Below are 24,362 nucleotides of genomic sequence, written 5' to 3' on the forward strand. Positions count from 1 at the left end.
AGCGCTTGACTGGAAATTGAATCGATCTAATTTGCCTCGCGAGGCCATTTTCAGACCGGATTCTACGCGATGCACGCGCAAAAAATCATGCAGACCGCCATTCGTGGACGATGGGCCGTGGCGGCCATGTTCCTGGCCAACGGCTTTCTGACCGGCGCCTGGGCGCCGCAGATCCCGGTGTTCCTGACCCGGCTCGACATCTCGAAGTTCACGCTCGGCCTGTTGATCCTGCTGTTCGGCGCCGGCGCGGTCACGGCGATGACCTGGTGCGGCCACCTGATCTCCAGGCATGGGTCGCGCACCGTGCTGCGCTGGTTCGGTCTCATCGGAAGCTTCGGCCTGCTGGTTGTGGCGCTCGCGCCCAATGTGCCGCTTGCGGCCATCGCCATGTTCATCTTCGGCGGTTCGATCGGCGGCATGGATGTCGCCATGAATGCCAATGCGGTGGTGGTGGAACGGCGGTTGTCCCGCGCCATCATGTCGTCCTCCCACGGCTTCTGGAGCCTTGGCGGTTTCGCCGGCGGCGCTCTCGGCGGGTTCGCCATCCAGAACTATGGTCATCTCGCCCATGCGATCGTAGTGACGGCGTTCGCTTTCGCCCTGATTGCAGTGGCAGTCCGCTATCTGATCGCCGAGGACAAGCCGCTCCGAGGACCATCAAGGGGCACCGGGCAGCGCAAATTTGCCCTGCCCGGAAATCCGCTGGTCTATCTGGTCGGGCTGATGGCGCTGATGACGATGATCTCCGAGGGCGCGGTGCTCGACTGGGCGGCGCTGTATCTGCAGCAGGAACTCGGCGCCGATCTTGCCATCGCTGGCCTTGCCTACGCGGCCTTTTCCGGCATCATGGCCGTGATGCGTTTCTTTGGCGACGGCGTCCGCAACCGCTTCGGTGCGGTGACGACACTGCGCGTTTCGGCCCTTGTCGCCGCTGCCGGCATGCTGGTGGCCGGGCTGGCGCCCTCGCCCTGGCTCGCCATCGCGGCTTTTGCCTTCTGCGGCTTCGGCATCGCCAATATGGTGCCGATCCTGTTTTCGGCCGGCGGCAACCAGGAAGGCATGTCGTCCGGCACCGGCATGAGCGTCGTCACCACAATGGGCTATTCCGGCATTCTGGTGGCGCCGTCGGCAATCGGCTTCATCGCCGAGCACTCAAGCTTCGGTCCGATCTTCGTCGCTTTGTCGGGGCTGCTGGTCGTCGTATTTTTGATGGCCGGGCTCGCTCACCGCGCCGAATTCGCTCCCGACGCAGCACCAGCCGAATAGCGCTTCAACTCCTCATAAAGAAAATCCGCGACACGGCGGATGCGCACGCTGGTGCGCACGTCGCGGTGCATGGCTAGCCATACCGGCAGCGTCGGCAGCGCGAGGCCCGGCAGCAATGTCTCCACCAACGGATCGCGGTCGGCCAGCGGTTCTTGGCCAAAACCGATACCGTTTCCCGCCCGCACCGCCTCCCACAGCACAATCTGGTTGTCGGTCCTGAAGCGGAAGGCATTGCGGGTGAGCGGGACGCCAAACTGCGCAAAGCCGCGAATGATCTCGTCGCTGCGGTCGAAGCCGATCAGCTCGTGGCCGACGAGATCGCCGGGCTTGAGCGGACGACCGCGTCGGTCGAGATAGGATTTTGCCGCGCAGGCGCGGAGCGGAATGTCGGTCACCTTGCGCGCCACCAGCTCGTTCTGCGCCGGCTTGACCATGCGGATGGCGATATCGGCATCGCGGCGCAAAAGGTTCTCAACCTGGTTCGACGCGACAATCTCGACCTCGATGCAGGGCTCCTCGGCACCCAGCCGCGCCGTCATCTCGGGCAGGACATAGGCCGCCACCACCTCGCTGGCGGCAATCCGCACCGTGCCCTCGATCGCCTCGACCGATCCCAGTGCCAAAAGCGAAAAGGCGCTCGCCTGCTCGCTTACCGCTCGGCCGCGTTCATAGAGCGTGCTACCGGCTTCGGTCAGCGCATAGCCGCGCCGCCCGCGCCGGAACAGGGTGACGCCGAGCGCCTGCTCCAGCTCGGCGATATGGCGGCCGAGCGTCGGCTGGCTTGCAGCCAGCTTGCGCGCGGCAGCAGACAGGCTGCCGGTTTCCGCCACGGTGACGAAACTCTTGATTAGGTTCCAGTCGATTTCCATTCAGAACTGAATATCAGATCTCCAAATTCAGTCAATTTCCATTCGTTTGCGAGCAGATCATATTGTGAACGTAACGCAAACACGGAGACGAAAAATGACCAAGATCGCAATTCTGGGTGCCAATGGCCGGCTCGGCCGCGTGGTGGCCAAGGCCTTTATCGACGCTGGCTACGATGTCCGCGCCATCACCCGCAGCGGCAGGATACCGGCAGAGCTCACCGGCGCCACGGCCGTCGCCGGCGATGGCCTTGATCGCGAAGCGCTTATCCGCGCCACCGAAGGCGTCGACATCATCTTCAACGGCCTCAACCCGATCTACACCGACTGGGGCAAGTGCCTGCCGATGGCGGAGAACGTCATGGCCGCGTGCCGGGCGAACGACGCATTGCACCTCGCTCCAGGCAACGTTTACAATTACGGCTCGCCGATGCCGGCGGTGATCACCGAAGACACGCCATTTCTCCCGACGACCGAAAAGGGCCGCATCCGCGTCGCCATGGAAGGCCTCTTTCGCCGCGAGGCTGAAGCGGGCCGCGTGCGGACCATTCTGCTGCGCGCCGGCGACTTTTTTGGTGGCACCGGCACCGGCTCGTGGTTCGATTTGATTGTGGCCGCCAAGATGGACAAGGGTGTCTATACGGCCCCCGGACCGGCCGATCTCGTGCATGAATGGGCCTATCTGCCAGACCTGGCCAAGGCTTTCGTCGGATTGACCGAAAACCTCAACAAGCTCGGCTCCTACGAGGCGCTGAACTTTCCGGGCCACGCCGTCACCGATCTGGAGATCAAAGCGGCCGCGGAACAGGCCCTGGGGCGCACGCTGAAACTAACGTCGATGCCGTGGTGGGTGCTGCGCGCCGGCAGCCCGTTCGTGGCGATGTGGCGCGAGCTCGTCTCGATGTCCTATCTCCGCTTCGAGCCACACCAGCTAACCTCGGCAAGGCTGGAAGGCATCATTGGCACGATCCCGCATACGGAGCTGGATAAAGCCATCGCGGATGCCCTGAACGACATCGGCATTCCAACCGCCGGTGCAGGAGGCAACCGGATCGCCGCCTGACAGAAGATGCCTGATCAGGAGAAGCAGCGGCGGCCGATAGGCCTCCGCGGCTTGCCGTACGCACAAGGCTTCAGATCCTGCCCATCAACAGCAGCACCAGCAGCACGATCAGAATGACGCCGACGATACCGGAAGGGCCATAGCCCCAGGATCGCGAATGCGGCCACGTCGGCACTGCGCCGATCAGGATGAGGATCAAAATAATGATGAGAATGGTGCTGAGCGTCATGAGAGATTCCTCGCCATGAGGTGCTACTATACCGCTACAATGCTAAAGGCCGCCCGGTTGTTCCCGAGCGGCCTCTTCTTTGAGCGTCCAATGGACGCGCGGCACTCCAAGCAAAATCGGCCTATTCGGCGGCCTTCGGGAAGGCGATCGCCGGTTCGGCGTCCAGCTCTGGTGTCGACTCCTCCGGCGAGATCGCACCCTTGCCGCGCCCGAACAAGCGGCTGAGCCAGCCGCGCCGTGCGCCGGGCTTGACCTTGGCCCGAGTGAACACCATCAGCATCGACGGCGTTACCACCAGCGTCAGCACGGTGGCGAACGACAGGCCGAAGACGATCGCCGAGGACAGTGAAATCCACCATTGCGTCGACGGCGCGTTGATCGTCGTCTCGTGATGGAAGATTTCGAGGCCGAGGCCGAAGGCGATCGGCAACACGCCGAGAATCGCCGACACCGCCGTCAGCACGACGGGGCGCGCGCGTTCGCGGCACGTCTGCAGAACCGCTTCGACCTTATCCCAGCCCTCTTCCCGCAGCCGGTCATAGGTGTCGATCAGCACGATGTTGTTGTTCACCACCACGCCGGCCAGCGCGATGACGCCGATGCCCGACATGACGATGCCGAAGGTCTCCCCTGTTATCAGAAGTCCCAGGAACACGCCGACCGTCGCCATGACCACGCAGGACAGCACCAGCCAGACGCTGGTGAACTTGTTGAACTGCGCCAGAAGCACGATGAAGATCAAGAAGATCGCAGCACCGAAGGCTTTGCTGAGGAAGGCGCTGGCCTCCGCGCTGTCCTCGTTCGAGCCTGCGAGCTTCCAGCGTATGCCGCTGCCGAGGTCCATGTCGGCGACGGCCTGGGTGACCTGCTGCTGGACAGCAGCGACCTGTTCGCCGGCGGCGACATTGGCCTGGATGACCACCGTGCGCGCGCCGTCGATGCGGTTGAGGATGCCGACGGTCGGCTCCGGCTTGCGCACGACGAAATTCGAGATCGGCACCGAGCCTTGCGAGGTCTGCACCCTGAGATCGTCGAGCGCCGACAGTGTGCGCCGGTCCTCGGGCAGACGCAGCCTGATGTCGACGGCGTCGTCAGCACCGGCTGGCCGATATTCACTGAGCTTCAGCCCATTCGTCACCAATTGCACCACCGTTCCGACCGAGGTCGGGCTGATGCCGTATTGTGCCGCCTTGGCGCGATCGACCTCAAGCGCCCAGTCGACGCCGGGCGGCGGCAGGCCGTCGGAAATGTCAATCACACCGGACACCTTGGCAATGCGGGCGGCGACCGCGCGCGCCTTGTCGTCGAGACCTTTCGGATCGACGGCCGAAAGCCTGATCTGGATCGGCTTGCCGGTGGGCGGGCCGGCCTCGGGCACGCGAACCTCGACGTCGACGCCGGGAATGCCGGCCATGACGCCGCGCAGTTCGTCCAGGATCGCATTCGCCGATTTGCGCTCGCGCCAGTCGACGAATTCGTATTGGATCACCCCGACCACGTCTTCAGGTATGTCCTGGCCACCGCCTTGCGTCTTGCCGACACGGGTATAGACCGACTTCACGCCTGGCCAGCCGAGAAGCCGGTCCTCGGCGATCTTTGTGGCGGCATCCATTTCGGCGAGCGAAAGGTTGCCGCGGGCGTGCACATAGAGCAGGCCGTAGTCAGGCTCGACATTCGGGAAGAACTCGACGCCGGCGCCGTATTTCGAATAGGCAAAGCCGACACCGAACAAAAGCGCGACGGTGAGCAGAAGCACGGTGACGGGAAAGCGCACCGCCTGCTTGACCACGGCCATGTACCAGCCATCACGGTTGTCGTCCTCGTCATGGGGCGGCGCCTTGGCGAACAAGGCGCCCAGCGTCGGCGCAAAGACCAGCGCATAGAGCATCGAGGCCGAAAGTGTGACGATCAGCGTGATCGGCATGTATTTCATGAAGTCGCCGATGATGCCTGGCCAGAACAGCAGAGGCGAAAAGGCGGCGATGCGCGTCATCGTCGCGGCGATGACCGGACCGGCCATGCGCTTGGCGGCAAGCTCGAAGGCCTCTGCCTTCGGCATCCCCTCGCTCATGCGCCGCTCGGCGAATTCGGTGACGATAATGGCATCGTCGACCAGCATGCCGACAGCCAGGATGAGGCTGAACAGCACGATCATGTTGATCGTGTAGCCCATCATGGCCAACAGCAGGATGCCGATCAGGAAAGACGATGGAATGGCGAGGCCAATCAGCACCGAGGCACGGCCCGACAGTGCATAGAGAATGACGATGAACACCAGGATCACGGCGATCATGACGTGGTTCTGCAGATCGCCGAGCAACTGGTTGACGAAGACCGACTTGTCCTGCGTGTAGGTAACGTGCATGCCTTCCGGCATGGTCTTTATGAAGGCGTCGGACACCTCCCTGACCTTGGCAATCGTGTCGATCAGGTTGGAGCCGATGCGCTTCTTCACCTCGATGGCGATTGCCGGCTTGCCGTCGAGACGGGTCACCGTCTCGGCGTCCTTGAAGGTGGAGCGGACGGTGGCGATATCCTTGGCCTGCACCACGGCATTGGGGCCGGCGACGATCGGAAGCGCCGCCACGTCCTCCGGCGTCTCGATCAGCGAAGGCACCTTGATCGCGTATTTGCCTTCGGACCCTTCGATGTTGCCGGCAGCGACAAGACTGTTCGAATCGCCGACCGCACCGATCAGCAGCTCGAGCTGAAGCCCGTAGGAAGATAGTTTCATCGGATCGATGACGACTTCGACGAGGTCGTCGCGGGCACCTTGCAGCGTGCCTTCCAGCACGCCGGGCACCTCCTCGATGCGGTCGCGCAACTCGCGCGCCGCCGCCGTGAGCACGCGCTCGGGCACCTCGCCCGACAGCGTCACGACCATGACGGGGAACTCGGAGATGTTGACTTCGGTAACCACAGGCTCCTCGGCTGCCTGCGGCAGGTCGGCCTTGCCGTCCTGGACCTTGCTGCGTGTGTCCTGCAGCGCCGTCGCCAGATCCGTCTGCGGCTGGAATTCGACCAGCACATAGCCGCCGCCCTGGAAGGCGGCCGAGCGCATCTCCTTGAGGCCCTTGAGGCTCTTCAGCTTGGCTTCCATCGGCCGCAGCAGAAGGCGTTCCGAATCCTCAGGCGAGATGCCCTGATAGATCAGGCTGACATACATCATCGGAATCGGAACGTCGGGTTCCGCTTCCTTCGGCGTCGACTGATAGGCGACCGCACCCGCAAGGATGAGGAAGATCAGGACCGAAATGGTCAGCCGGGCATTGTTGATTGCGAGCTTGACGATATCCATGATTATTGCGTCCCGGCCGTCGCTTCGCCCAACAGCTTCTGGATGGTCGCCTGGTCGGCCTCGACCGGCTTGATCACTTCGCCTTCTTTCACCAGTTCCTGGCCGGCGACGATGATGCGCGCATCGGCAGGGATGCCGCCGAGCACCAGGCCGGTTGGCGTGTCGTCGACGAGGTCGATCGGGAAGAACACGACCTTGTCGTCCTTGTCGACGGCGCGAATGCCGAGGTCGCCCTTGTCGCCGAGTGTCACCACCGAGCGCGGCAGCATGACGGCGTCGGTCGGCTGCGCGCTCAGCGCGATCTCGGCCGTCATCCCGGCCGGAATGGTGCCCTCGGGATTGGGGATCGCGATCTCGACGCGGAAGGTGCGGGTGGCGGAGGAGGCGTCGCGGCTGATATAGCGCACGGTGCCCTCGACGGTCTGGCCGCTGACCAACCGTACATTCGCCTTGTCGCCGATCTTCAGATAGCCGAGATCACGTTCGCTGACCTCGCCGCGGGCAATCACCGGATCGAGCTTCAGAATGGTCGCCACCTCGCCGCCCTGCATCACCGAACTGCCAAGCTCCACCGGCACCCGGTCGATGACGCCGTCGAACGGCGCCTTCACCTCGTTGCGGTCGAGCTCGGCCTGCGCGGCTTCCAGGTGCGACTGGGCCAGCGTCAGGTTGGAGCGGGCCGTGTCGAGCTGCAGCTTGGGCAGATTGCCGGTTTTCATCAGCCGCAACGCTGCATCGAGTTCGGCCTGACGCTGAACCAAAAGCTGCTTGGCGTTGCTGACCGCCGAAAGCTTTTCCTCGGCTGCCAACATCAGCACGAGGTCGCCGGTCTTGACGCGCTGTCCCTGCTTGACCGGCAGCTTGTCGATGACGCCGGCGACACGCGTCGCCAGGACCGCGCGCTTATCGGCTTCGGTCAGTCCGGAAATCCGGATGGCGCGCGCATAGGTGCGCCGCGGCGGGGTTATGACCGCGACGGTGCGTAACGCTGCCTTTGGCTGTTCTGCCTCAGTGGGCTTGGGCTTACCCGCGTCAGCCGTGTTTGGCTGCTCGACTTCGCCTGCCTTGGGCTTGTTGTCGGCAGACGCGCTCCCGACGGACGAGAACTCGCCCGTCACCATCCAGGCAGCGAACCCGACAAGCACAACAATGGCTGCAAGCTTGTGAAACCTGTATTTCGGCATCATCGTTTTTCCAGTGCGCGGGAATCGGCCAGGCCGCGTCTTCTAACTCGGCGCGTCGCCGATATGGGTGCGCGCAAGGCCGTGTTCAACTTGCCGTGATCGACGAACGAGCTTCTACATCAAAGTTGCACCGCAATATAGTCAGAAAAGTTGATGGGTTATTACTTCGCTGGGCAGGACGCGCTCGCCGCCATGAGGCGCGCCGGACCAGCGCGGCCGCTCGTCTGCGACATCGCACTCGGCGCAACGCGGATGCAAGAGTACCGTGTAGACCGCATTCCTCGGGCAAACCCTTGGTTGCGTCGACCATCATCGGTTCTGTGTTCGGCTTTCCGGTGCCGTTGGGAAAGGCGCCATCGAAACAGCGTGGCAGCAGCTGTCAGCATGATGGAAACCAGTTTCATGCGAAGGTCACCTCCCTCGACATGGGCAGTGTCCGGATGCGCTTGCCGGTCAGTGCGAAGATGGCGTTGGCGAGTGCCGGTGCCGCCGGCGGCGTGCCGACCTCGCCGACGCCGCCCATCTTGTGAAAATTCTCCAGTATTGCGACTTCGAACGCCGGACACTGGGAGATGCGCATGGCATCGTAGTCGTGAAAATTCGACTGTTCGACCATGCCGTCGGCAAAGCTGATTTCCTGAGCCATCGCCGCCGACAGGCCATAGATGGCGGCGGAGATGAGCTGCGCCTCGATGATGCCGGGATCGAGTGCGGTGCCGACATCGGCGGCGATCCACACCTTCTCAATGCGGATTCCGGCCGGCGTGTCGGCGACCTGGACGATCTCGCCCACCCAACTGCCGAAGGACAGCGTGAACGCCATGCCCTTGGCCTTGCCGGCGGGCAGCGCCTCGCCCCATTTTGCCATTTCGGCGACCTTCTCGACCACCTTCACCGCTGCCGGATAGGCAGCCATCAGCTTCTTGCGCAGTTCGACCGGATCGGTTTTCCCGGCGACGGCGATCTCGTCCAGAAATCCTTCATGGAAGAAGCCGTTGATTGAACTGCCGACCGATCGCCAGGAGCCGACAGGGATCGAGACGGGTGCGGCGACGCCAGTCACCCGGTAGTTCGGGATCGTATAGGGCTGGTTATGGGCTCCGTCGACGATCGACTTGTCGGGGCCGAGCGGCGATATCGAGGGAAACAGCCGGCGCAAGGTGCTGGCTATCAGCGATGGCGAGGCGATTGTCATGTCGACGGCGACCGGCATGCCGTCGCCGCCAAGCCGCGCCTGGAATTTGCCGATCGCGGCTGGCCGGTACGCGTCGTGGCGCATGTCCTCCTCGCGCGTCCAGATCACCTTGATCGGCCGGCCTGCGGTCTCCTTCGCCATCAGCGCGGCACAGAGCGCATAATCCACCTCGACACGTCGACCGAAACCGCCGCCCATGAATGTGGTGTGGACGTTGACCTTGTCCTGCTCGATGCCGACAACACTGGCGCAAAGCTGGCGCACCAAGGTCGGCGCCTGGTTGCCGCACCAGATGTCGAGGACGCCGTCCTTCAACCGCGCCGTGGCGTTCATCGGCTCCATCGTCGCATGTGCCAGATAGGGCACCGCGTAGTCGGCCTCGACTATTCTTTCGCGCGGCGCGTCGGCGAAGGCGGTATCGACATCGCCATCGTCGCGCATCACCGAGCCTTTGGTCCCAAGCGCCTGCTTCAGCACGTCGGAAATCGCGGCGCTGTCCAACGGATATTCGGGATCCGCCCATTCAGCGTCGATCGCCTCCGCCGCCTTGAATGCCGCCCAGGTGTTTTCGGCGATAATGCCGAAGCCGTGGCCGTAATTCGTTTCGATCGGCACGATCTTGATCACGCCCGGCATTTTGCCGGCCTTGGAGAGGTCCGCCTTGACCGGCTTGGCCCAGAAGCGCGGGCTCATCTTGATCGTCCCGTACAGCATGTCCGGCAACGTCACGTCGATGCCGAAGATCGGCGCCCCGGTGACCTTAGCCAGCATGTCGATGCGCTTCTGCGGTTTGCCGAGCAGCTTCCAATCGGCTTTGTCCTTGAGCCGCACTTCCGCGGGCGGCGCCATCGTCGCAGCGGTCGCGGCGACAGCGCCATAGGTCAGCGACTTGCCCGATGCCTTGTGCAGGACCCTGCCATTGGCCGTTTCCAGATCGGCGGCGGCTATGCCGAGCTTTTGCGCGGCCGCTGCAATCAGCATCTGCCGCGCGGCGGCACCTGCCTGCCGCATCTTCAGGAAACCGTCGCGCGTCGAGGCCGAGCCGCCGGTGCCTTGGAGGGCGAGGAATTTTCCGACCACGCCCATGCCGGCGCGCACTACTTCCGCGGTCATGCTTTCGTCGAAGAAGGCGAACGGACCGCCCTCTTCCAGGATCGCTGAGTTGTAATAAGCGTAGGAGGCCGGGCCGTGCTCGACCTTGACCTGGTCGAGCCCGACATCGAGCTCTTCGGCAACCATGGCGGCGAGCGTCGTCGAGATGCCTTGGCCCATCTCGGCGCGCGGCGCGACGATGATGATGGTGTTGTCGGCGCCGATCTTCACATAGGGATTGAAGGTCGCTTCATCAGCGACGAGATCGCCTTCCAGCGGGTTCGGATAAGGTTTGCGGTAGTAATAATAACCGACGGCGACGCCGCCTGCGATGGCAGCCGCGCCGATGAGAAACGTGCGGCGGGCGATCTTTCCGACACTGGCCATGGTCAGATCCCCGCCGTCTTGAGGACGACCGCTCGTCTGATCGCCGCGCGGATCTTCGGGTAGGTGCCGCAGCGGCAGAGATTGCCGCCCATAGCATTGTCGATGTCGGCATCGGTCGGGTCGGCAACCTCGTCGAGCAGCGCCACCGCGCTCATGATCTGGCCGGCCTGGCAGTAGCCGCACTGAGCGACCTGCTCTTCCAGCCATGCCTGCTGTACCGGATGCAGTCTGCCTTCGGTGCCGATGCCTTCGATCGTGATGACCGCGCCGGTGACCTCACCGACCGGCAATGAACAGGAGCGCACGGGCTGGCCGTCGACATGCACCGTGCAGGCGCCGCAGGCGGCAATGCCGCAGCCGAACTTCGGCCCGGTCTTGCCCATGAGATCCCGCAGCGCCCACAGCAGCGGCATTTCGGGATCGGCATTGATATCGAATGCCTGCCCGTCGACGGTGAGGCGCATGGGGATACCCTTCGTTGTCGTCCACAGCCCAAGGGAGAAGCGCTCGCTTCGCCCCTCAAACATCTTGACAAATTTTGTTATTTTGTCAACAGAGCTTTTGCAGGATAAAGTTGCACCATGATCGAGATCGAAGACATCGCCGACATAGACCCCAAACGCGCCCGTATCCTCGACGGCGCGATGAAGGTGTTTTTGGCCTATGGTTTCGCCCGCACCACCATGGACGACATTGCGCGTGCCGCCGATATGTCGCGGCCGGCGCTCTATCTCCAGTTCAAGAACAAGACCGACATCTACCGCGCCATCGCCATGATGCTGCTCGGCCGTTCGATCGAGAAGGCGAAAACGGCGCTTGCCGGCGACGGCGCCTTCGCCGAGCGCATGACGCGAGCCATCGACGAAGCGCTGATCTCGATGATGCGCACCGTCCACGCCTCGCCGCACGGCGCCGAACTCCTCGACATGAAGTCGAGTGTGGCGGATCTGGTCGGATGCTGGCGCGGCGGTCTTGTCGAGCATGTCGCCACGGCAATCGAGGACGAGGCCGTCGGAAATGGCGTCGATCTCACCGCCAAGGGCCTGTCGGCAAAATTGCTGGCCGACATGCTGCTCGACGGGCTGGAAGGCATGAAGACGCGCATCAGCGATCCTGACGAACAGCGGCAAGCGGCGGCCGCACTGATCAGGGTGATCGATCTAGCCTTGAAAAAAGGCTGACGTCTCCAAATGCCTCAGGCTTGGCGGCGCGCCGCCTCCGGCTTCTTGCGTGCCGCGAGGAACTCCTTGACCCGCCGGCCCGGTGCCGGACCACGCACCGGCTTGAAGCCGTCGTCGAGCTCGCCTGAGAGATCAAGCGTCGGCCGCTTGCCGACGGCGTCGTAATTCTCCTCCAGCCAGTCGCTGGCGGCGGTGCGGCCAAGGTCGCGCAGATAGGTCAGGAACGCCCATTCGGCATTGACCTTGGACGACGCCGACAGGTCCTTGAACGCCTCGTCGGCATCGATCCGGTGCATGCGGATGTCGCGGTATTCGCCATGCGGCAGCCGGCCGGCGGCGATCAGTTCCTTGACGAAGGCGATCGAACGGAATTCACGCAGCAGCCCGGCATTGAAGGTAATCTCGTCGATGCGGTTCTGAATTTCGTTGGCGCTCCTCGGCGTCCCCTCGCGGACCACCGGATTGATCTGCACCAACAGCACATCCTCGGTGGCAGCCGTCTTGAAGAACGGGAACAGCGCCGGATTGCCGCCATAGCCGCCGTCCCAGTAGGGCACGCCCTTGATCTCGACGGCGCGGAACAGCTGCGGCAGGCAGGCCGACGCCATCACCGTGTCGAGGTCGATCTCGCCATCGGAAAAGACGCGCAACTGCCCTGTCTCGACATTGGTCGCGGAGATGAACAACTCCATCGACTTGCAGGCGCGCACATTGCCGAAATCGATCTCCTGCTCGATCACGTCGCGCAGCGGGTTGAGGCCGAGCGGGTTGGCGACATAGGGCGAGAACACCCGCGACATGGTGTCGAAAAAGAGATAGCCGGGCGTATTCTCGATCGACCAGTTGCCCCAGGCCACGTCCCACGGCATGCGTTGCACCGGGCTGAACCGCCCCTTCAGCGCCACTGCGCGCCAGAAATCGTCGAGTTTCCGCCGCGCGCCCTCGACGCCGCCGCGGACGAAGCCGTCGGCCAGCGCCACCGCGTTCATGGCGCCGGCGCTGGTGCCCGAAACCGCCGCGATGTCGAGCCGTCCGTCCTCAAGCAGCCGGTCGAGCACGCCCCAGGAAAAGGCGCCGTGCGAGCCGCCGCCCTGCAGCGCGACGTTGATCTTCTTAGGCTCCTCCGCCTTGCCGTTTGTCGTCATGGCGTTGCCCTTGATTTGTCGGCCAGATGTGTTTTGCGCGCCCAAATTCACTGGGCGGTCCAGCCGCCGTCGACCGAAATATGCGTGCCGTTGATCTGCGCTGCCGCATCCGAGCACAGGAACACCGCGGCAGCGGCAACCTGCTCGACCGTGACGAATTCCTTGGTCGGCTGCTTTTCGAGCATGACCTCGCGGACCACCGTGTCGCGGTCCATCTTGTTCGCCTTCATCTGGTCGGGGATCTGCGCCTCGACCAGCGGCGTCAGCACATAGCCGGGGCAGATGGCGTTGCAGGTGATCTTGTCGCGCGCCAGCTCCAAAGCGACGGTCTTGGTCAGCCCCATGATGCCGTGCTTGGCCGCGACATAGGCCGACTTGAACGGCGAGGCGACCAGCCCGTGGGCCGAGGCGATGTTGACGATCCTGCCGCCGCCGGCTTCTCTCATCAGCGGGATGGCGGCGGCGATGGTGTGGAAGGCCGACGACAAATTGATGGCGATGATGGCATCCCACTTCTCGATCGGAAATTCTTCCACCGGCGCGACATGCTGGATGCCGGCATTGTTGACCAGTATGTCGACCGAACCGAAGGTTTCGGCTGCCTTCGCAACCAGCGCCCGGCATTCGGCCGGTTTCGACATGTCTGCCTTGATATAGGCGGCCTTCACCTTGTGATGTTTGGCGATCGCATCGGTGATGGCCCGGTCGTCGGCCGTGTCGGAAAAGGAATTGACGACGACGTTGTAGCCTTCCGCCGCGAGCGCATGGGCGATGGCCAGACCGATGCCCGAGGTAGACCCGGTGACGATGGCGGTTTTTCTGCTGGGCAAGGCGGAATCCTTCGGTAGGTGCTAACGGAAGCATATTGCAGTGCAGCATATATGTCTCGTGCCGCGCAAGAACAGCGGCACGGATCGGCGACGACATGAAATTTTTGTCATGAAGAGGCCGGCCTCAGTCGAAGTTGTGCGCCTGACAGGCCCTGTGAAAACAGTTTCGTCAGGATCCCGGGGAGCCTCTTTGGGGTGTTCCTAAGACCGCGTTTTGGAAATGGTCATCTGGCTCATGAAAAGACGCAGGGCCCTCCGCACGGCGAGGGACGGCTGCTCCGACGGATGCCACTCCGGAAAATGGCCATCAATCGCCATGCGCGCCAACCCATAGACAAAGGCACGTGCGGCAAGCACCAGATGATCGAAGTCGGTGTCCGGGGAAAGCCGACCCTTTTTTTGCGCCTGGGTCAGCAGGTCGATCATCTTCCGGCGAATGGCTTCATTCTGATCACGAAGATTGTCCGACGCGTCGAAATCAATCAGCGTTCGAGAACTGATGATCTGGAAATGCGTGGGATTGCTGATCGCCCATTCCAGATAGCCTTGTCCGATTGCTTCGAAGGCCGCAATGGGATCTGCACTGTCGGCTTTTGACTGCGCATCGGCAACGGCCTCGGTCAGCCGGCTCATGGCCTGTTCGGCGACTGCGGTCAGCAGTGCTGTTTTCGACCGAAAATGCCGGAATGGAGCGCCGGGCGAAACGCCGGCACGCTTTGCGGCCTCGCGCACAGACACATGCTCCGCGCCGCGCTCTTCGATGATCTCCACGGTTGCAGCGATCAAAGCCTCGACCAGATTGCCATGATGATAGCGCTTGGGGTTGGCGGCTTCGCCGGAATCCGTGGTGCTGGTCATGCCTTTCCAATAGCACAAGGCCAAAATGTAATCACTGATTATTTTCTTGCTCCGGAGCGATTCATATGTAATCGGTGATTACACAACAACGGAGGTTACCATGCATCGCATCATCGCAACGACTGCCCTCGCTTTCTCCTTATTGCTCGGGTCTGCCCAGGCCGAAGATCGGCCTACCCTGGAAATTGTTTGGCCGGCCGCCGGTTCGGTCATCGAGCTCGGCAATGATGCGGAAAAGGCGATAGGCGTCATCGTCAGGAGCAACCTCACGCTGCTTCCTGCAGGCAAATGCGGCGACAACAGCCAATGCGGCCACGTGCATATGAAGATCGATCCCGACGGAGACAGTTGCAACATCCCCGGCAGGCCATACAACAGCATGAATAGCGACCTTGGCGGCGATCTTATCAAGGCTCGTTTCGGCCATTGCCCGGATGCCGCCGGCAAGCACGTGATCGGCATCCTGCTTGCCGATGATCATCACAAGCCCGTCCTTGTGGACGGCAAACCCGTTACCGCCCTGGTGACCGTGACGACGAAATAGCGTGGGCCGGATGGCATCTCTGCCTCATTCGAGGCGGAGATGTTCTGACAAGGCTGCAGAGGATGGTTTCCGCCGGACCTTGTCCGGCCAGTGATCACGACATGGTGTCGAGCTTGCGCTGCATGGCGGCGATCTGTTCCTTCAACTCCTGAAGGTCATCGGGTTTTTCCGACCCTTCTTTCCTGGCCGGCTCTGCCGGCGGCGCAGACGAACCATTCGAGCCTGCGGGTGGGAAGGGCGTGAACAGGCGCATGGCATTCTGGAACATCTCCATGTTGCGGCGCGTCTGCTCTTCCAGCGCCTTGATCGGCGTGGCGATCTTCATCATGTCCAGCGGCGACTTGCCCAAGGCACCCTTCATCTGCTCGCGGAAGCGTTCTTGCTCCTTTGAGAAGGCGATCATCGACTGCTCGAGGAAGCTCGGCACGATCATCTGCATCTGGTCGCCGTAAAAGGCGATCAACTGGCGCAGGAACGGGATCGGCAGCATGTTCTGCCCATCCTTGTTCTCCAGCTCGAAGATGATCTGGGTCAGCACAGGATGGGTAATGTCGTCGCCGGTTTTGGCGTCCTGGACGGTGAACTCCTCGCCCTTCTTGACCATGTCGGCAAGATCCTCGAGCGTCACATAAGTGCTGGTGCCGGTGTTGTAGAGGCGGCGATTGGCATATTTCTTGATGATAATCGGTTCGTCTTTCGCGGCCATCAGTATCCTCCCGGGACACCGGCGCACTTGAGTAAGCGGCCGGTAACGATTGCGCTTTTCAAGGATATGCGCAAAAGCGTCACAATTCCAAGTGGTTTGTGCAGTGCGGGATCGATTAATGCTGCACGGCAGCCTAAATATGCTGCGCGGCAACGGGCGGGCTGTTTCCATGGCGACGCGCAACCTGCTTGCCGCGCATGGGCGGCATGCCCATTTCCGGTTTGACTTGGGTCACGGAAAGGGCAAGAAAAGTCCCTAACCGCGCCTCAAATTCGACCCCTGAAGTCTGGAGAAGAACATGCCCGCTTCCAATGCCATTGTCGTCGCCAGTGCGGCGCGCACGCCCGTCGGTTCCTTCAACGGCGCCTTTGCCAACACACCGGCCCATGAACTGGGCGCCGTCGCCGTCAAGGAAGCGCTCGCCCGTGCCGGCGTCGACGGCAAGGAGGTCGATGAGGTGATCCTCGGCCAGATCCTGACCGCGGCTCAAGGCCAAAACCCGGCACGGCAGGCGGCGATGGCGGCCGGCGTGCCGCAGGAAGCGACCGCCTGGGGCCTCAATCAGCTCTGCGGCTCGGGCCTGCGCGCCATCGCGCTTGGCATGCAGCAGATCGCTATAGGAGATGCAAAAATCATCGTCGCCGGCGGTCAGGAATCGATGTCGATGGCGCCGCATGCGCAGCACCTGCGCAGCGGCGTCAAGATGGGCGACTTCAAGCTGATCGACACCATGATCAAGGACGGCCTGACCGATGCCTTCTACGGCTACCACATGGGCAATACGGCGGAGAACGTTGCCCGGCAGTTCCAGATTACCCGCGACGACCAGGACACATTCGCCGTCGGCTCGCAGAACAAGGCCGAGGCCGCCCAGAAGGCCGGAAAATTCAAGGACGAGATCGTTGCCTTCACCGTCAAGGGCAAGAAGGGCGACACCATTGTCGACCAGGACGAATACATCCGCCACGGCGCCACGATCGAGGCGATGATCAAGCTCAAGCCCGCCTTCGACAAGGAAGGCACCGTGACCGCAGCCAATGCTTCCGGCATCAACGATGGCGCCGCTGCCGTGGTGCTGATGACCGAAGCCGAAGCCGCAAAACGCGGCATCACGCCGCTTGTGCGCATCGTTTCCTGGGCGACCGCGGGCGTCGACCCGCAGATCATGGGCACCGGGCCTATCCCCGCCTCGCGCAAGGCGCTGGCCAAGGCCGGCTGGTCGGTCGGCGACCTCGACCTGGTCGAGGCCAACGAGGCCTTCGCCGCGCAGGCCTGCGCCGTCAACAAGGACATGGGCTGGGACCCGTCCATCGTCAACGTCAATGGCGGCGCCATCGCCATCGGCCATCCGGTCGGCGCCTCGGGGGCCCGCATCTTCAACACGCTGGTCTACGAGATGCGCCGCAGAAATGCCAGGAAAGGCCTCGCCACGCTGTGCATCGGCGGCGGCATGGGCGTTGCTATGTGCGTGGAAGCGCTGTGAAGACAGGCTACAGCGCCGCGCGTCCCTTGGGACGCGCACGCTGTAGCACTTTGAGCTTGCGCATAATCCTTTCCGAAAAATCGATTTCGATTTTCGGGGTTCATGCACCAGGCAAGCCGTGAAATAGTCGGTGGCGAACGGGGCTCAATCGCCGTTAGAGCGTTCCCCGCCTGCCACGCACGAATTAAGAAAGGGGAGGACAGCATGACAAAGGTAGCACTCGTCACCGGCGGGTCGCGCGGTATTGGCGCCGCGATTTCAATCGGACTGAAAAACGCCGGCTACAGGGTTGCCGCGAATTACGCCGGCAATGACGAAGCGGCGCAAAAATTCAACGCGATGACCGGCATCCCGGTCTACAAATGGTCGGTCGCCGACTACGATGCCTGCGCCGCCGGCATCAAGCAGATCGAGGCCGATCTCGGCCCGGTTTCCGTTCTGGTCAACAATGCCGGCATCACCCGCGACGCCATGTTCCACAAGATGACGCGCGAGCAGTGGAAAGAGGTCATCGATACCAACCTGTCGGGCGTCTTCAACATGACGCACCCGCTGTGGGGCGGCATGCGCGACCGCAAGTTCGGCCGCGTCATCACCATCTCCTCGATCAACGGCCAGAAGGGACAGGCCGGCCAGGTCAACTATTCGGCGTCGAAGGCCGGCGACATCGGCTTCACCAAGGCGCTCGCACAGGAAGGGGCGCGGGCCGGCATCACCGTCAATGTCATCTGCCCCGGCTACATCGCCACCGAGATGGTCAGGGCGATGGATGAAAAGGTGCTCAACGAGCGTGTCATTCCGCAGATCCCGGTCGGCCGCCTCGGCGAACCGGAAGAGATCGCACGCTGCGTCGTCTTCCTCGCTTCCGACGATGCCGGCTTCATCACCGGCTCGACCATATCAGCCAATGGCGGTCAGTATATCGCCTGAGGCGTCGGCTCCTCGCCGATAATTGATCTGCCACTCCAGCGGCCGGTACGGGCAAGATCGACGCTGGCCCGGATAATCGCGGCTGTCAGGCGACAAACTTCAGCCCTGGTTCGGCTGCAGGCTTGGTCTGGGCGATCGGACCTGGCTCGCGCGAAGGTGTGCGGGCAGGCGGGCAAGCGGCGCCCGGCTGAGGCCTGACAGTTTCAAGGCGATGCGACGCTTCAGGAATGGGTTGAGGTTCAGCACGGAAAGCACGAGATTGCGGACGAACCGCTTCACCGGACTGCGGGTAAGCGCCATCTCGGTCATCGTGCCCGCCAATTCAAGCACCTCTTGGGCCGCAGGACGCCGCAGCGCTTCGTAGAGGTCGAGCTCCGCTTCCGGGCGCACGCCGTTGACCACGTCGCCAAGCAACTGACCAAGCACGACCGCGTCGATGATGCCGGTGTTCATGCCTTGCCCTCCCGTCGGGCTGTGCACGTGCGCGGCATCACCCATGAGGAACAACCGGTCCTTGCGGTACGAGCGGACCAGGCGGTGATGCACGCGAAAACGCGAACTCCACGACAGCTCGAGCACCCGGGTTCTGTTTTTGGTCGGTCCACGGCTGTCGAGCAGCGCCTGGATGTCGGCGACCTCGGGCTTTTCCGGCGCATCATCCATGGTTGCGACGACCCGGTATGATCCGTCCGGAAGCGGTGCCACCACCACCAGCCCGGCTGGTGCAAAGAACAGCGACACTTCGGTCGGCCCAACCGGCCAGTCGAGACGAACATCGGCGAGTACGAACGAAGCGTCATAGGCCGCGCCGTCGAACTCGATGCCGGTCGACTTACGCACCAGGCTGTGCATGCCGTCGGCACCAACGACATAGCGCGCCGATATCAGTTTCTCGAGGCCGTTCTCGACCACCGTCACGCGCGCGCCGTCAACGCCCTGAACGACCGCCTTGGCCTCGACCATGCGGTGAACCACGCCGCCAAGGGCGGCAATCCGTTCGGCGAACACCTGCTCGGTCAGGTTCTGAGGCAGCATCATCAAATAGGGATGCCTCGACGGAAGCTTGCCGAAATCGAGCTTGAGCAGCGCCCGATTGCGGTCGCGAATAGCGAAATTCTGCAGCTTCAGCGCAAGTTCGCTCAGCCGCTGCGTGACGCCGAGAGGCTCCAGCGATTCCAGCGTCTGGGCGTGGATGACGCCAGCCCGCGAGGTCTGAAGCCCCTGCGCCAGTCTGTCGATCAGAACATGATCGACACCGGCCTGGTGCAGCACGATGGACAGCGCCATGCCGGTCGGGCCGGCGCCAATGATCAGGACTTCTGTTGTATCGGGCAACATTTCTCTCTCCATTTGTCAACGATCGTTGACTTTCTAGTTGGACCTATTGCATTTGTCAACGGTCGTTGGCATATGAATTTTCATGACCGAGAATCAGCCGAAGAAACCCAGCAAGTCGGACCGCACGCGCGCCCAAATCCTTAAGGCCGCGAGGCTTCTGTTCGCCGAGCACGGCTACGACGGCGCCTCCATCCGCGACGTCGCCGCGCATGCCTCGATCGATCCGGCCATGGTGATCCGCTATTTCCGCAGCAAGGACGAGCTGTTCGCCAGGGCGGCGGTAATCGACTTGCAATTGCCGGCACTGCGGGTGCTCGACCGAAACGCCGTCGGCGAAACGTTGATCAGGCGTTTTCTCGAAATCTGGGAGAGCCCGGCCAGCGGTCCTGGCATGGCCATTCTGCTGCGTTCGGCGACGTCGAACGAATTCGCTGCCGAAAAGTTGCGCGACGTATTTGGCAACCAGGTGAGGCCGGTGGTCGCGGCGGTCGCCGACCCCGCCGACGCCGGCCGACGGGCGGGGCTCGTTTCGAGCCAGTTGCTGGGTTTGGCGATGTGCCGATACCTGCTGCGGCTTCCGCCCGTCGTCGCCCTGTCCCACGACGAGATCATCCAGAACATCGGCCCTACTTTGCAGCGCTATGTCGTGGGAGAGGACGTATCTTGAACCTGCCGTTCAGCGGGTGGCCGAGTCTGGTCCTGCAACGACTGCTGCCGACCGATTGCGGGAGGCCGATTTGTGCCGAAGCGGCACGCAAAGGTTAACGGCGGTCGCGCAGCCTGTGCAAAACCCTGTTCCCGCCTGTGGATTCTCGGTGGAAAACCTGTTCACAACACAACATGTTGGGGTGAACAAACGGGGAAACTTCCGCCAGCGCTGATTCGTCGCCGTTTCGTTCCGGCTTTGACCGGAAGGTTAACGACAAAGGCTGAAAACACCCCTCGAACCGTTAAGGCGCGTTAGGAAAGATCAATAATTTCATAATGTTGGGTGACGCCTGCCGGCCTGCGCCGATCGTTCACCGGCAAATGTTAACGACGACGTCCGCCCTGCATGAATCGGGCCAGTTCAGCGATTCAGCATGTGGTGAGACTCGCCGGCAAAAAACCCAGATATAGCCGTGAACAAAACCTGAATCAGCAAGAGTCAGCGATTCGTAGCTGATTCGTTCCAGACTCGTTCCAACTGTTAAATCAGGACCGGTTGACAACACCAGACGGGAGCCTTCGAGCTGCCGTTGGAACATTCCGCTTTCGCTTCGCGCCCGAAATCCCTATGTGTCGCTTGTCACACGCGCCACCATGGGGCGCGCTCCCGACAACGCGAGGCAGAGAGCCTTATTTCCAGGTCGATGAACATCCAGTCGAAACACACTGAGCCGCTGATCCTGTCGGGCCGCGACGTGACTGCCGTGCTCGGGCCGACCAATACCGGTAAGACCCATCTCGCCATCGAGCGCATGGTGGCGCATGAAAGCGGCATTATCGGCCTGCCGCTCAGGCTGCTCGCTCGCGAGGTTTATACACGCGTCTGCGAGAAGGTCGGCGCTCACAAGGTGGCGCTCATCACCGGCGAGGAGAAGATCCAGCCCGACGGCGCCAGATATTCGGTCTGCACGGTGGAAGCTATGCCGCGCCAGACCGACGCCGCCTTCGTCGCCATCGACGAGGTCCAGCTGGCCGGCGATCTCGAGCGCGGCCACATCTTCACCGACCGCATCCTGCATCTGCGCGGCCGTCAGGAGACGCTGCTGCTGGGCGCGGCCACCATGCACGGCATCCTCCAGCGTCTGCTGAAGGGCGTGTCGGTGGTGACTCGGCCACGGCTGTCGCATCTCGCCTATGCCGGCTCGAAGAAGCTGACCCGCCTGCCGCGGCGCACGGCGATCGTCGCCTTTTCCGCCGACGAGGTCTACGCCATCGCCGAACTGATCCGCCGCCAGCAGGGCGGTGCGGCCGTCGTGCTCGGCGCGCTATCGCCGCGCACTCGCAACGCGCAGGTGGCGCTGTTCCAGTCAGGTGATGTCGATTACCTGATCGCCACCGATGCGATCGGCATGGGCCTAAACCTCGATCTCGATCATGTCGCCTTCGCCCAGAACCGTAAATTCGATGGCTACCAGTATCGCAACCTGACGGCGGCCGAGCTCGGCCAGATCGCCGGCCGCGCTGGCCGGCACTTGCGCGACGGCACCTTCGGCGTCACCGGCCAGGTCGATCCGCTCGACGAAGATCTGGTCAAGAAGATCGAAGGGCATGAGTTCGACCCGGTGAAGGTGCTGCAATGGCGCACCGCGCATTTCGATTTCGCCAGCCTCGATGCGCTGAAGCGCTCCATCGAGACCAACGCACCGGTCGAAGGCCTGACCCGTGCGCTGCCGGCAGTGGATGCACAGGCGCTCGAGCATTTGTCCCGCGACGAGGACATCCGGGCGCTTGCCACCGACGCCAGGCGCGTGGCGCTGCTGTGGGAGGCCTGTGCCCTCCCCGACTACAGGAAGATCGCGCCGGCCCAGCATGCCGACCTGATCGCCTCGATCTACACGGACCTTGCCAGGCATGGCCATGTCGACGAGAATTACATGGCAGAGCAGGTCCGCCGTGCCGACACCACCGAGGGCGACATCGACACGCTGTCGCACCGGATTGCCCAGATCCGCACCTGGACTTTCGTCTCCAACCGGCCCGGCTGGCTGGCCGATCAGGCACACTGGCAGGAAAAGACGCGCGAAATCGAAGACAGATTGTCGGATGCGCTGCATGAGCGGTTGACGAAACGCTTCGTAGACCGCAGGACTTCCGTCCTCATGCGGCGCCTTAGAGAAAATACCATGCCTGAAGCCGAAATTAGCCCAACCGGAACCGTCCTCGTCGAAGGCCACCATGTCGGCGAGCTGCAGGGGTTCCGCTTCACCGCCGACCAGAGCGCCGGCGGCGAGGACGCCAAGGCGGTGCGCACGGCAGCCCAAAAGGCGCTTGCAGCCGAATTCGAGGCGCGGGCCGAGCGCTTCGGCGCCTCGGCCAACGGCGACATCGCGCTCGGCTCCGACGGCACGCTGCGCTGGATCGGCGCGCTGGTCGCAGGCGACGAGCCGCTGAAGCCGCGCCTTGTGCTGCTGGCCGACGAGCAGCTCACCGGTCCAGCCCGCGACAAGGTCGCGGCGCGCGCCGAGCGCTTCGTCAATTTTCAGATCGAGTCCTTGCTGAAGCCGCTGGTCGACCTCAAGAACGCCGAGCAGATCACCGGCATCGGCCGCGGCATCGCCTTCCAGCTCGTCGAGCATTTCGGCCTCATCAACCGCCGCGACATCGCCGAGGAGATGAAGTCGCTCGACCAGGAAGGCCGCGCCGCCCTTCGCCGGCTCGGCGTGCGCTTCGGCGCCTACCACGTCTTCGTGCCTGCGCTGATCAAGCCGGCCCCGGCCGGACTGGTGACGCTGTTATGGGCCCTGAGGAACGACGGCAAGGACAAGCCCGGCTTTGGCGACGTGGTTCACGCGCTGGCCTCCGGCCGCACCTCGGTGGTCATCGATCCCACCTTCGACAAGACCTTCTACAAGCTGGCCGGCTACCGCAATCTCGGCCGTCGCGCGGTGCGCGTCGACATCCTTGAACGGCTGGCCGATCTGATTCGGCCGGCAACCAACTGGAAGCCGGGCCTCGGTCAGCGGCCCGAGGGCGCCTATGACGGTCAGTCCTTCATGGTGACGCCGCCGATGATGTCGATCCTCGGCGCCACTGCCGACGACATGGAAGAGATTTTGAAAGGTCTCGGCTATCGCGCCGAGCCGAAGCCGGTGGCCGAGGTGAAGGCGCGGCTCGAGGCACAGGACAATGCCGCGCGTGAAGCCGCCGCGGCTAAGCAGGCGGCGCAAGAACAAGCCGAGCAGGCCAAGGCAGTGGAAGCCGCGATTGCGGACACAGCCGCCGAGGCGCCGGCCGAGAGTTCGGAATCGGAAGCGGCTACCGCGGCAGAGGCCACAGCCGAAGTTCCCGCGGAACCCGCAACCGAAGCGGAGCCTGTCGCGGAACCTCAGCTGGAAACTCCGGCTGAGGTCACGGAAGAGGAGCTGCCTGCAGCGGAAACCGCAGCTGAAGTGCCTGCGGTATCAGCGGCTCAGCCAGAGGCAGAACCCGAAGCCGCCGAGGTTGAGGTCGCACCGGCAGAGCCGGCTTCCGAAACCTCGCCTGCAACGGAAGCAGTTTCGGCCGAGCCTGCCGCGGCGGCGGAAGCCGCCACTGGCGAGGCTGTTCCAGAGGCCGAGGAACCAAAACCCATTCTGTTGTGGCGGCAGGGCCGCTTCGACCAGCGCCCGCGCCACCGCCACCATGACAACCGGCCCCGTGACAATTCACGGGACAATCGCCCGCGCAACGGGCAAGCCGCGCGCGACGGCCGTGGCGACGCGCCCGCAGATGCCACCGGCGGACAACCGGCCGGCGCTCCAGGCAGCCGGCCCACCCATGAAGGACGCCGCGACGGCGCCGGCAAGCCGCGCTTCGACCGCAGCAAATTCAAGCCCAAGCCCCAGGGCGAGGCGGGAGAGCGGCGCGACGGCAAGCCGCAGGGCGAGCGTTCCGATCGTCGCGAAAGCCGGCCTGACTGGAAGGGCGGCAGGCAGGACGGCAAGGGTGGCGCGCCAGGTGGAAAGCCCGCGTTCCAGCCTAAGCCTCGCGAGGAGCGTCCTGTGCGCTTCGACCCGGATTCTCCATTCGCCAAGCTCGCCGCGTTGCGCGACCAGCTGAAGAAGTAAGCCCCGCTCGCTC

19 protein-coding genes are annotated in these 24,362 nt (G+C 63.2%); 8 read left to right on the forward strand and 11 right to left on the reverse strand.

Annotated elements, in window-relative coordinates:
* Window positions 1-69: 69 nt before the first annotated feature.
* Window positions 70-1,266: an MFS transporter gene (locus tag EOB36_RS12060; RefSeq protein WP_095487330.1), complete on the forward strand. Its 1,197-nt coding sequence runs from the start codon at window positions 70-72 to the stop codon at window positions 1,264-1,266.
* On the opposite strand, the gene EOB36_RS12065 is transcribed toward EOB36_RS12060, so the two are convergent.
* On the reverse strand, window positions 1,224-2,135 hold the full coding sequence (locus tag EOB36_RS12065; RefSeq protein ID WP_128241727.1) for a LysR family transcriptional regulator: 912 nt from the start codon (window positions 2,133-2,135) through the stop codon (window positions 1,224-1,226). The genes EOB36_RS12060 and EOB36_RS12065 overlap by 43 nt on opposite strands.
* A 94-nt stretch (window positions 2,136-2,229) precedes the next feature.
* On the opposite strand from EOB36_RS12065, the gene EOB36_RS12070 reads away from it, so the two are divergent.
* Window positions 2,230-3,195 carry an NAD-dependent epimerase/dehydratase family protein gene (locus EOB36_RS12070; protein WP_095487334.1) on the forward strand — a complete coding sequence of 322 codons (966 nt, stop codon included), beginning with the start codon at window positions 2,230-2,232 and terminating at the stop codon, window positions 3,193-3,195.
* Between the two features lie 70 nt (window positions 3,196-3,265).
* Here the strand turns inward: EOB36_RS12070 and EOB36_RS12075 are convergent, their stop codons facing one another.
* The 5 genes from EOB36_RS12075 to EOB36_RS12095 form a co-directional block, all read right to left on the reverse strand.
* Window positions 3,266-3,424, reverse strand: coding sequence for a DUF3309 family protein (locus EOB36_RS12075; RefSeq protein WP_077375416.1), 159 nt, complete (start codon window positions 3,422-3,424; stop codon window positions 3,266-3,268).
* A gap of 121 nt (window positions 3,425-3,545) precedes the next feature.
* The gene (locus EOB36_RS12080) at window positions 3,546-6,722 is read right to left on the reverse strand and encodes an efflux RND transporter permease subunit (RefSeq protein WP_128284923.1); all 3,177 of its coding nucleotides are present in this window, start codon (window positions 6,720-6,722) and stop codon (window positions 3,546-3,548) included.
* A 2-nt stretch (window positions 6,723-6,724) separates the two neighbouring features.
* Window positions 6,725-7,906 (reverse strand): efflux RND transporter periplasmic adaptor subunit, encoded by a 1,182-nt coding sequence (locus tag EOB36_RS12085; RefSeq protein ID WP_128284924.1) that lies wholly within the window; start codon window positions 7,904-7,906, stop codon window positions 6,725-6,727.
* A 400-nt stretch (window positions 7,907-8,306) separates the two neighbouring features.
* Window positions 8,307-10,580 carry a xanthine dehydrogenase family protein molybdopterin-binding subunit gene (locus EOB36_RS12090; RefSeq protein ID WP_128284925.1) on the reverse strand — a complete coding sequence of 758 codons (2,274 nt, stop codon included), beginning with the start codon at window positions 10,578-10,580 and terminating at the stop codon, window positions 8,307-8,309.
* Window positions 10,581-10,582: 2 nt separating this feature from the next.
* Entirely contained in the window at window positions 10,583-11,044 is a 462-nt protein-coding gene (locus tag EOB36_RS12095; RefSeq protein WP_095487340.1) for a (2Fe-2S)-binding protein, read from the reverse strand.
* A 117-nt stretch (window positions 11,045-11,161) separates the two neighbouring features.
* Between EOB36_RS12095 and EOB36_RS12100 the strand changes: the two genes are divergently transcribed.
* Window positions 11,162-11,761 (forward strand): TetR/AcrR family transcriptional regulator, encoded by a 600-nt coding sequence (locus tag EOB36_RS12100; protein ID WP_128284926.1) that lies wholly within the window; start codon window positions 11,162-11,164, stop codon window positions 11,759-11,761.
* Between the two features lie 14 nt (window positions 11,762-11,775).
* Here the strand turns inward: EOB36_RS12100 and EOB36_RS12105 are convergent, their stop codons facing one another.
* From EOB36_RS12105 to EOB36_RS12115, 3 genes are all read right to left on the reverse strand, one after another.
* Window positions 11,776-12,906 carry a patatin-like phospholipase family protein gene (locus EOB36_RS12105; RefSeq protein WP_095487675.1) on the reverse strand — a complete coding sequence of 377 codons (1,131 nt, stop codon included), beginning with the start codon at window positions 12,904-12,906 and terminating at the stop codon, window positions 11,776-11,778.
* 47 nt (window positions 12,907-12,953) lie between these two features.
* Complete coding sequence (locus tag EOB36_RS12110; protein WP_095487344.1) at window positions 12,954-13,736, reverse strand: 3-hydroxybutyrate dehydrogenase; 783 nt, start codon at window positions 13,734-13,736, stop codon at window positions 12,954-12,956.
* 201 nt (window positions 13,737-13,937) lie between these two features.
* On the reverse strand, window positions 13,938-14,594 hold the full coding sequence (locus EOB36_RS12115; protein ID WP_095487346.1) for a TetR/AcrR family transcriptional regulator: 657 nt from the start codon (window positions 14,592-14,594) through the stop codon (window positions 13,938-13,940).
* Window positions 14,595-14,694: 100 nt separating this feature from the next.
* Between EOB36_RS12115 and EOB36_RS12120 the strand changes: the two genes are divergently transcribed.
* On the forward strand, window positions 14,695-15,138 hold the full coding sequence (locus EOB36_RS12120) for a hypothetical protein (protein ID WP_127205831.1): 444 nt from the start codon (window positions 14,695-14,697) through the stop codon (window positions 15,136-15,138).
* A gap of 94 nt (window positions 15,139-15,232) precedes the next feature.
* Here EOB36_RS12120 and phaR read toward each other — a convergent pair whose 3' ends face one another.
* Window positions 15,233-15,844, reverse strand: coding sequence for a polyhydroxyalkanoate synthesis repressor PhaR (phaR, locus tag EOB36_RS12125; protein WP_095487350.1), 612 nt, complete (start codon window positions 15,842-15,844; stop codon window positions 15,233-15,235).
* A 298-nt stretch (window positions 15,845-16,142) separates the two neighbouring features.
* On the opposite strand from phaR, the gene EOB36_RS12130 reads away from it, so the two are divergent.
* The gene (locus EOB36_RS12130; protein WP_095487352.1) at window positions 16,143-17,327 is read left to right on the forward strand and encodes an acetyl-CoA C-acetyltransferase; all 1,185 of its coding nucleotides are present in this window, start codon (window positions 16,143-16,145) and stop codon (window positions 17,325-17,327) included.
* Window positions 17,328-17,531: 204 nt separating this feature from the next.
* Complete coding sequence (gene phbB, locus EOB36_RS12135) at window positions 17,532-18,257, forward strand: acetoacetyl-CoA reductase (RefSeq protein ID WP_095487354.1); 726 nt, start codon at window positions 17,532-17,534, stop codon at window positions 18,255-18,257.
* Window positions 18,258-18,356: 99 nt separating this feature from the next.
* Here phbB and EOB36_RS12140 read toward each other — a convergent pair whose 3' ends face one another.
* Window positions 18,357-19,595 carry an NAD(P)/FAD-dependent oxidoreductase gene (locus EOB36_RS12140; RefSeq protein ID WP_245467766.1) on the reverse strand — a complete coding sequence of 413 codons (1,239 nt, stop codon included), beginning with the start codon at window positions 19,593-19,595 and terminating at the stop codon, window positions 18,357-18,359.
* 82 nt (window positions 19,596-19,677) lie between these two features.
* Between EOB36_RS12140 and EOB36_RS12145 the strand changes: the two genes are divergently transcribed.
* Both EOB36_RS12145 and EOB36_RS12150 read left to right on the forward strand, forming a co-directional pair.
* A complete protein-coding gene (locus tag EOB36_RS12145; protein ID WP_127288399.1) occupies window positions 19,678-20,262 on the forward strand; it encodes a TetR family transcriptional regulator in 585 nt (194 codons plus the stop codon).
* Window positions 20,263-20,947: 685 nt separating this feature from the next.
* The gene (locus EOB36_RS12150) at window positions 20,948-24,349 is read left to right on the forward strand and encodes a helicase-related protein (protein WP_128284927.1); all 3,402 of its coding nucleotides are present in this window, start codon (window positions 20,948-20,950) and stop codon (window positions 24,347-24,349) included.
* Window positions 24,350-24,362 lie beyond the last annotated feature (13 nt).

Source organism: Mesorhizobium sp. M6A.T.Cr.TU.017.01.1.1 (assembly GCF_004023115.1).
In the GTDB taxonomy this organism is placed as follows: Bacteria; Pseudomonadota; Alphaproteobacteria; order Rhizobiales; family Rhizobiaceae; genus Mesorhizobium; species Mesorhizobium mediterraneum.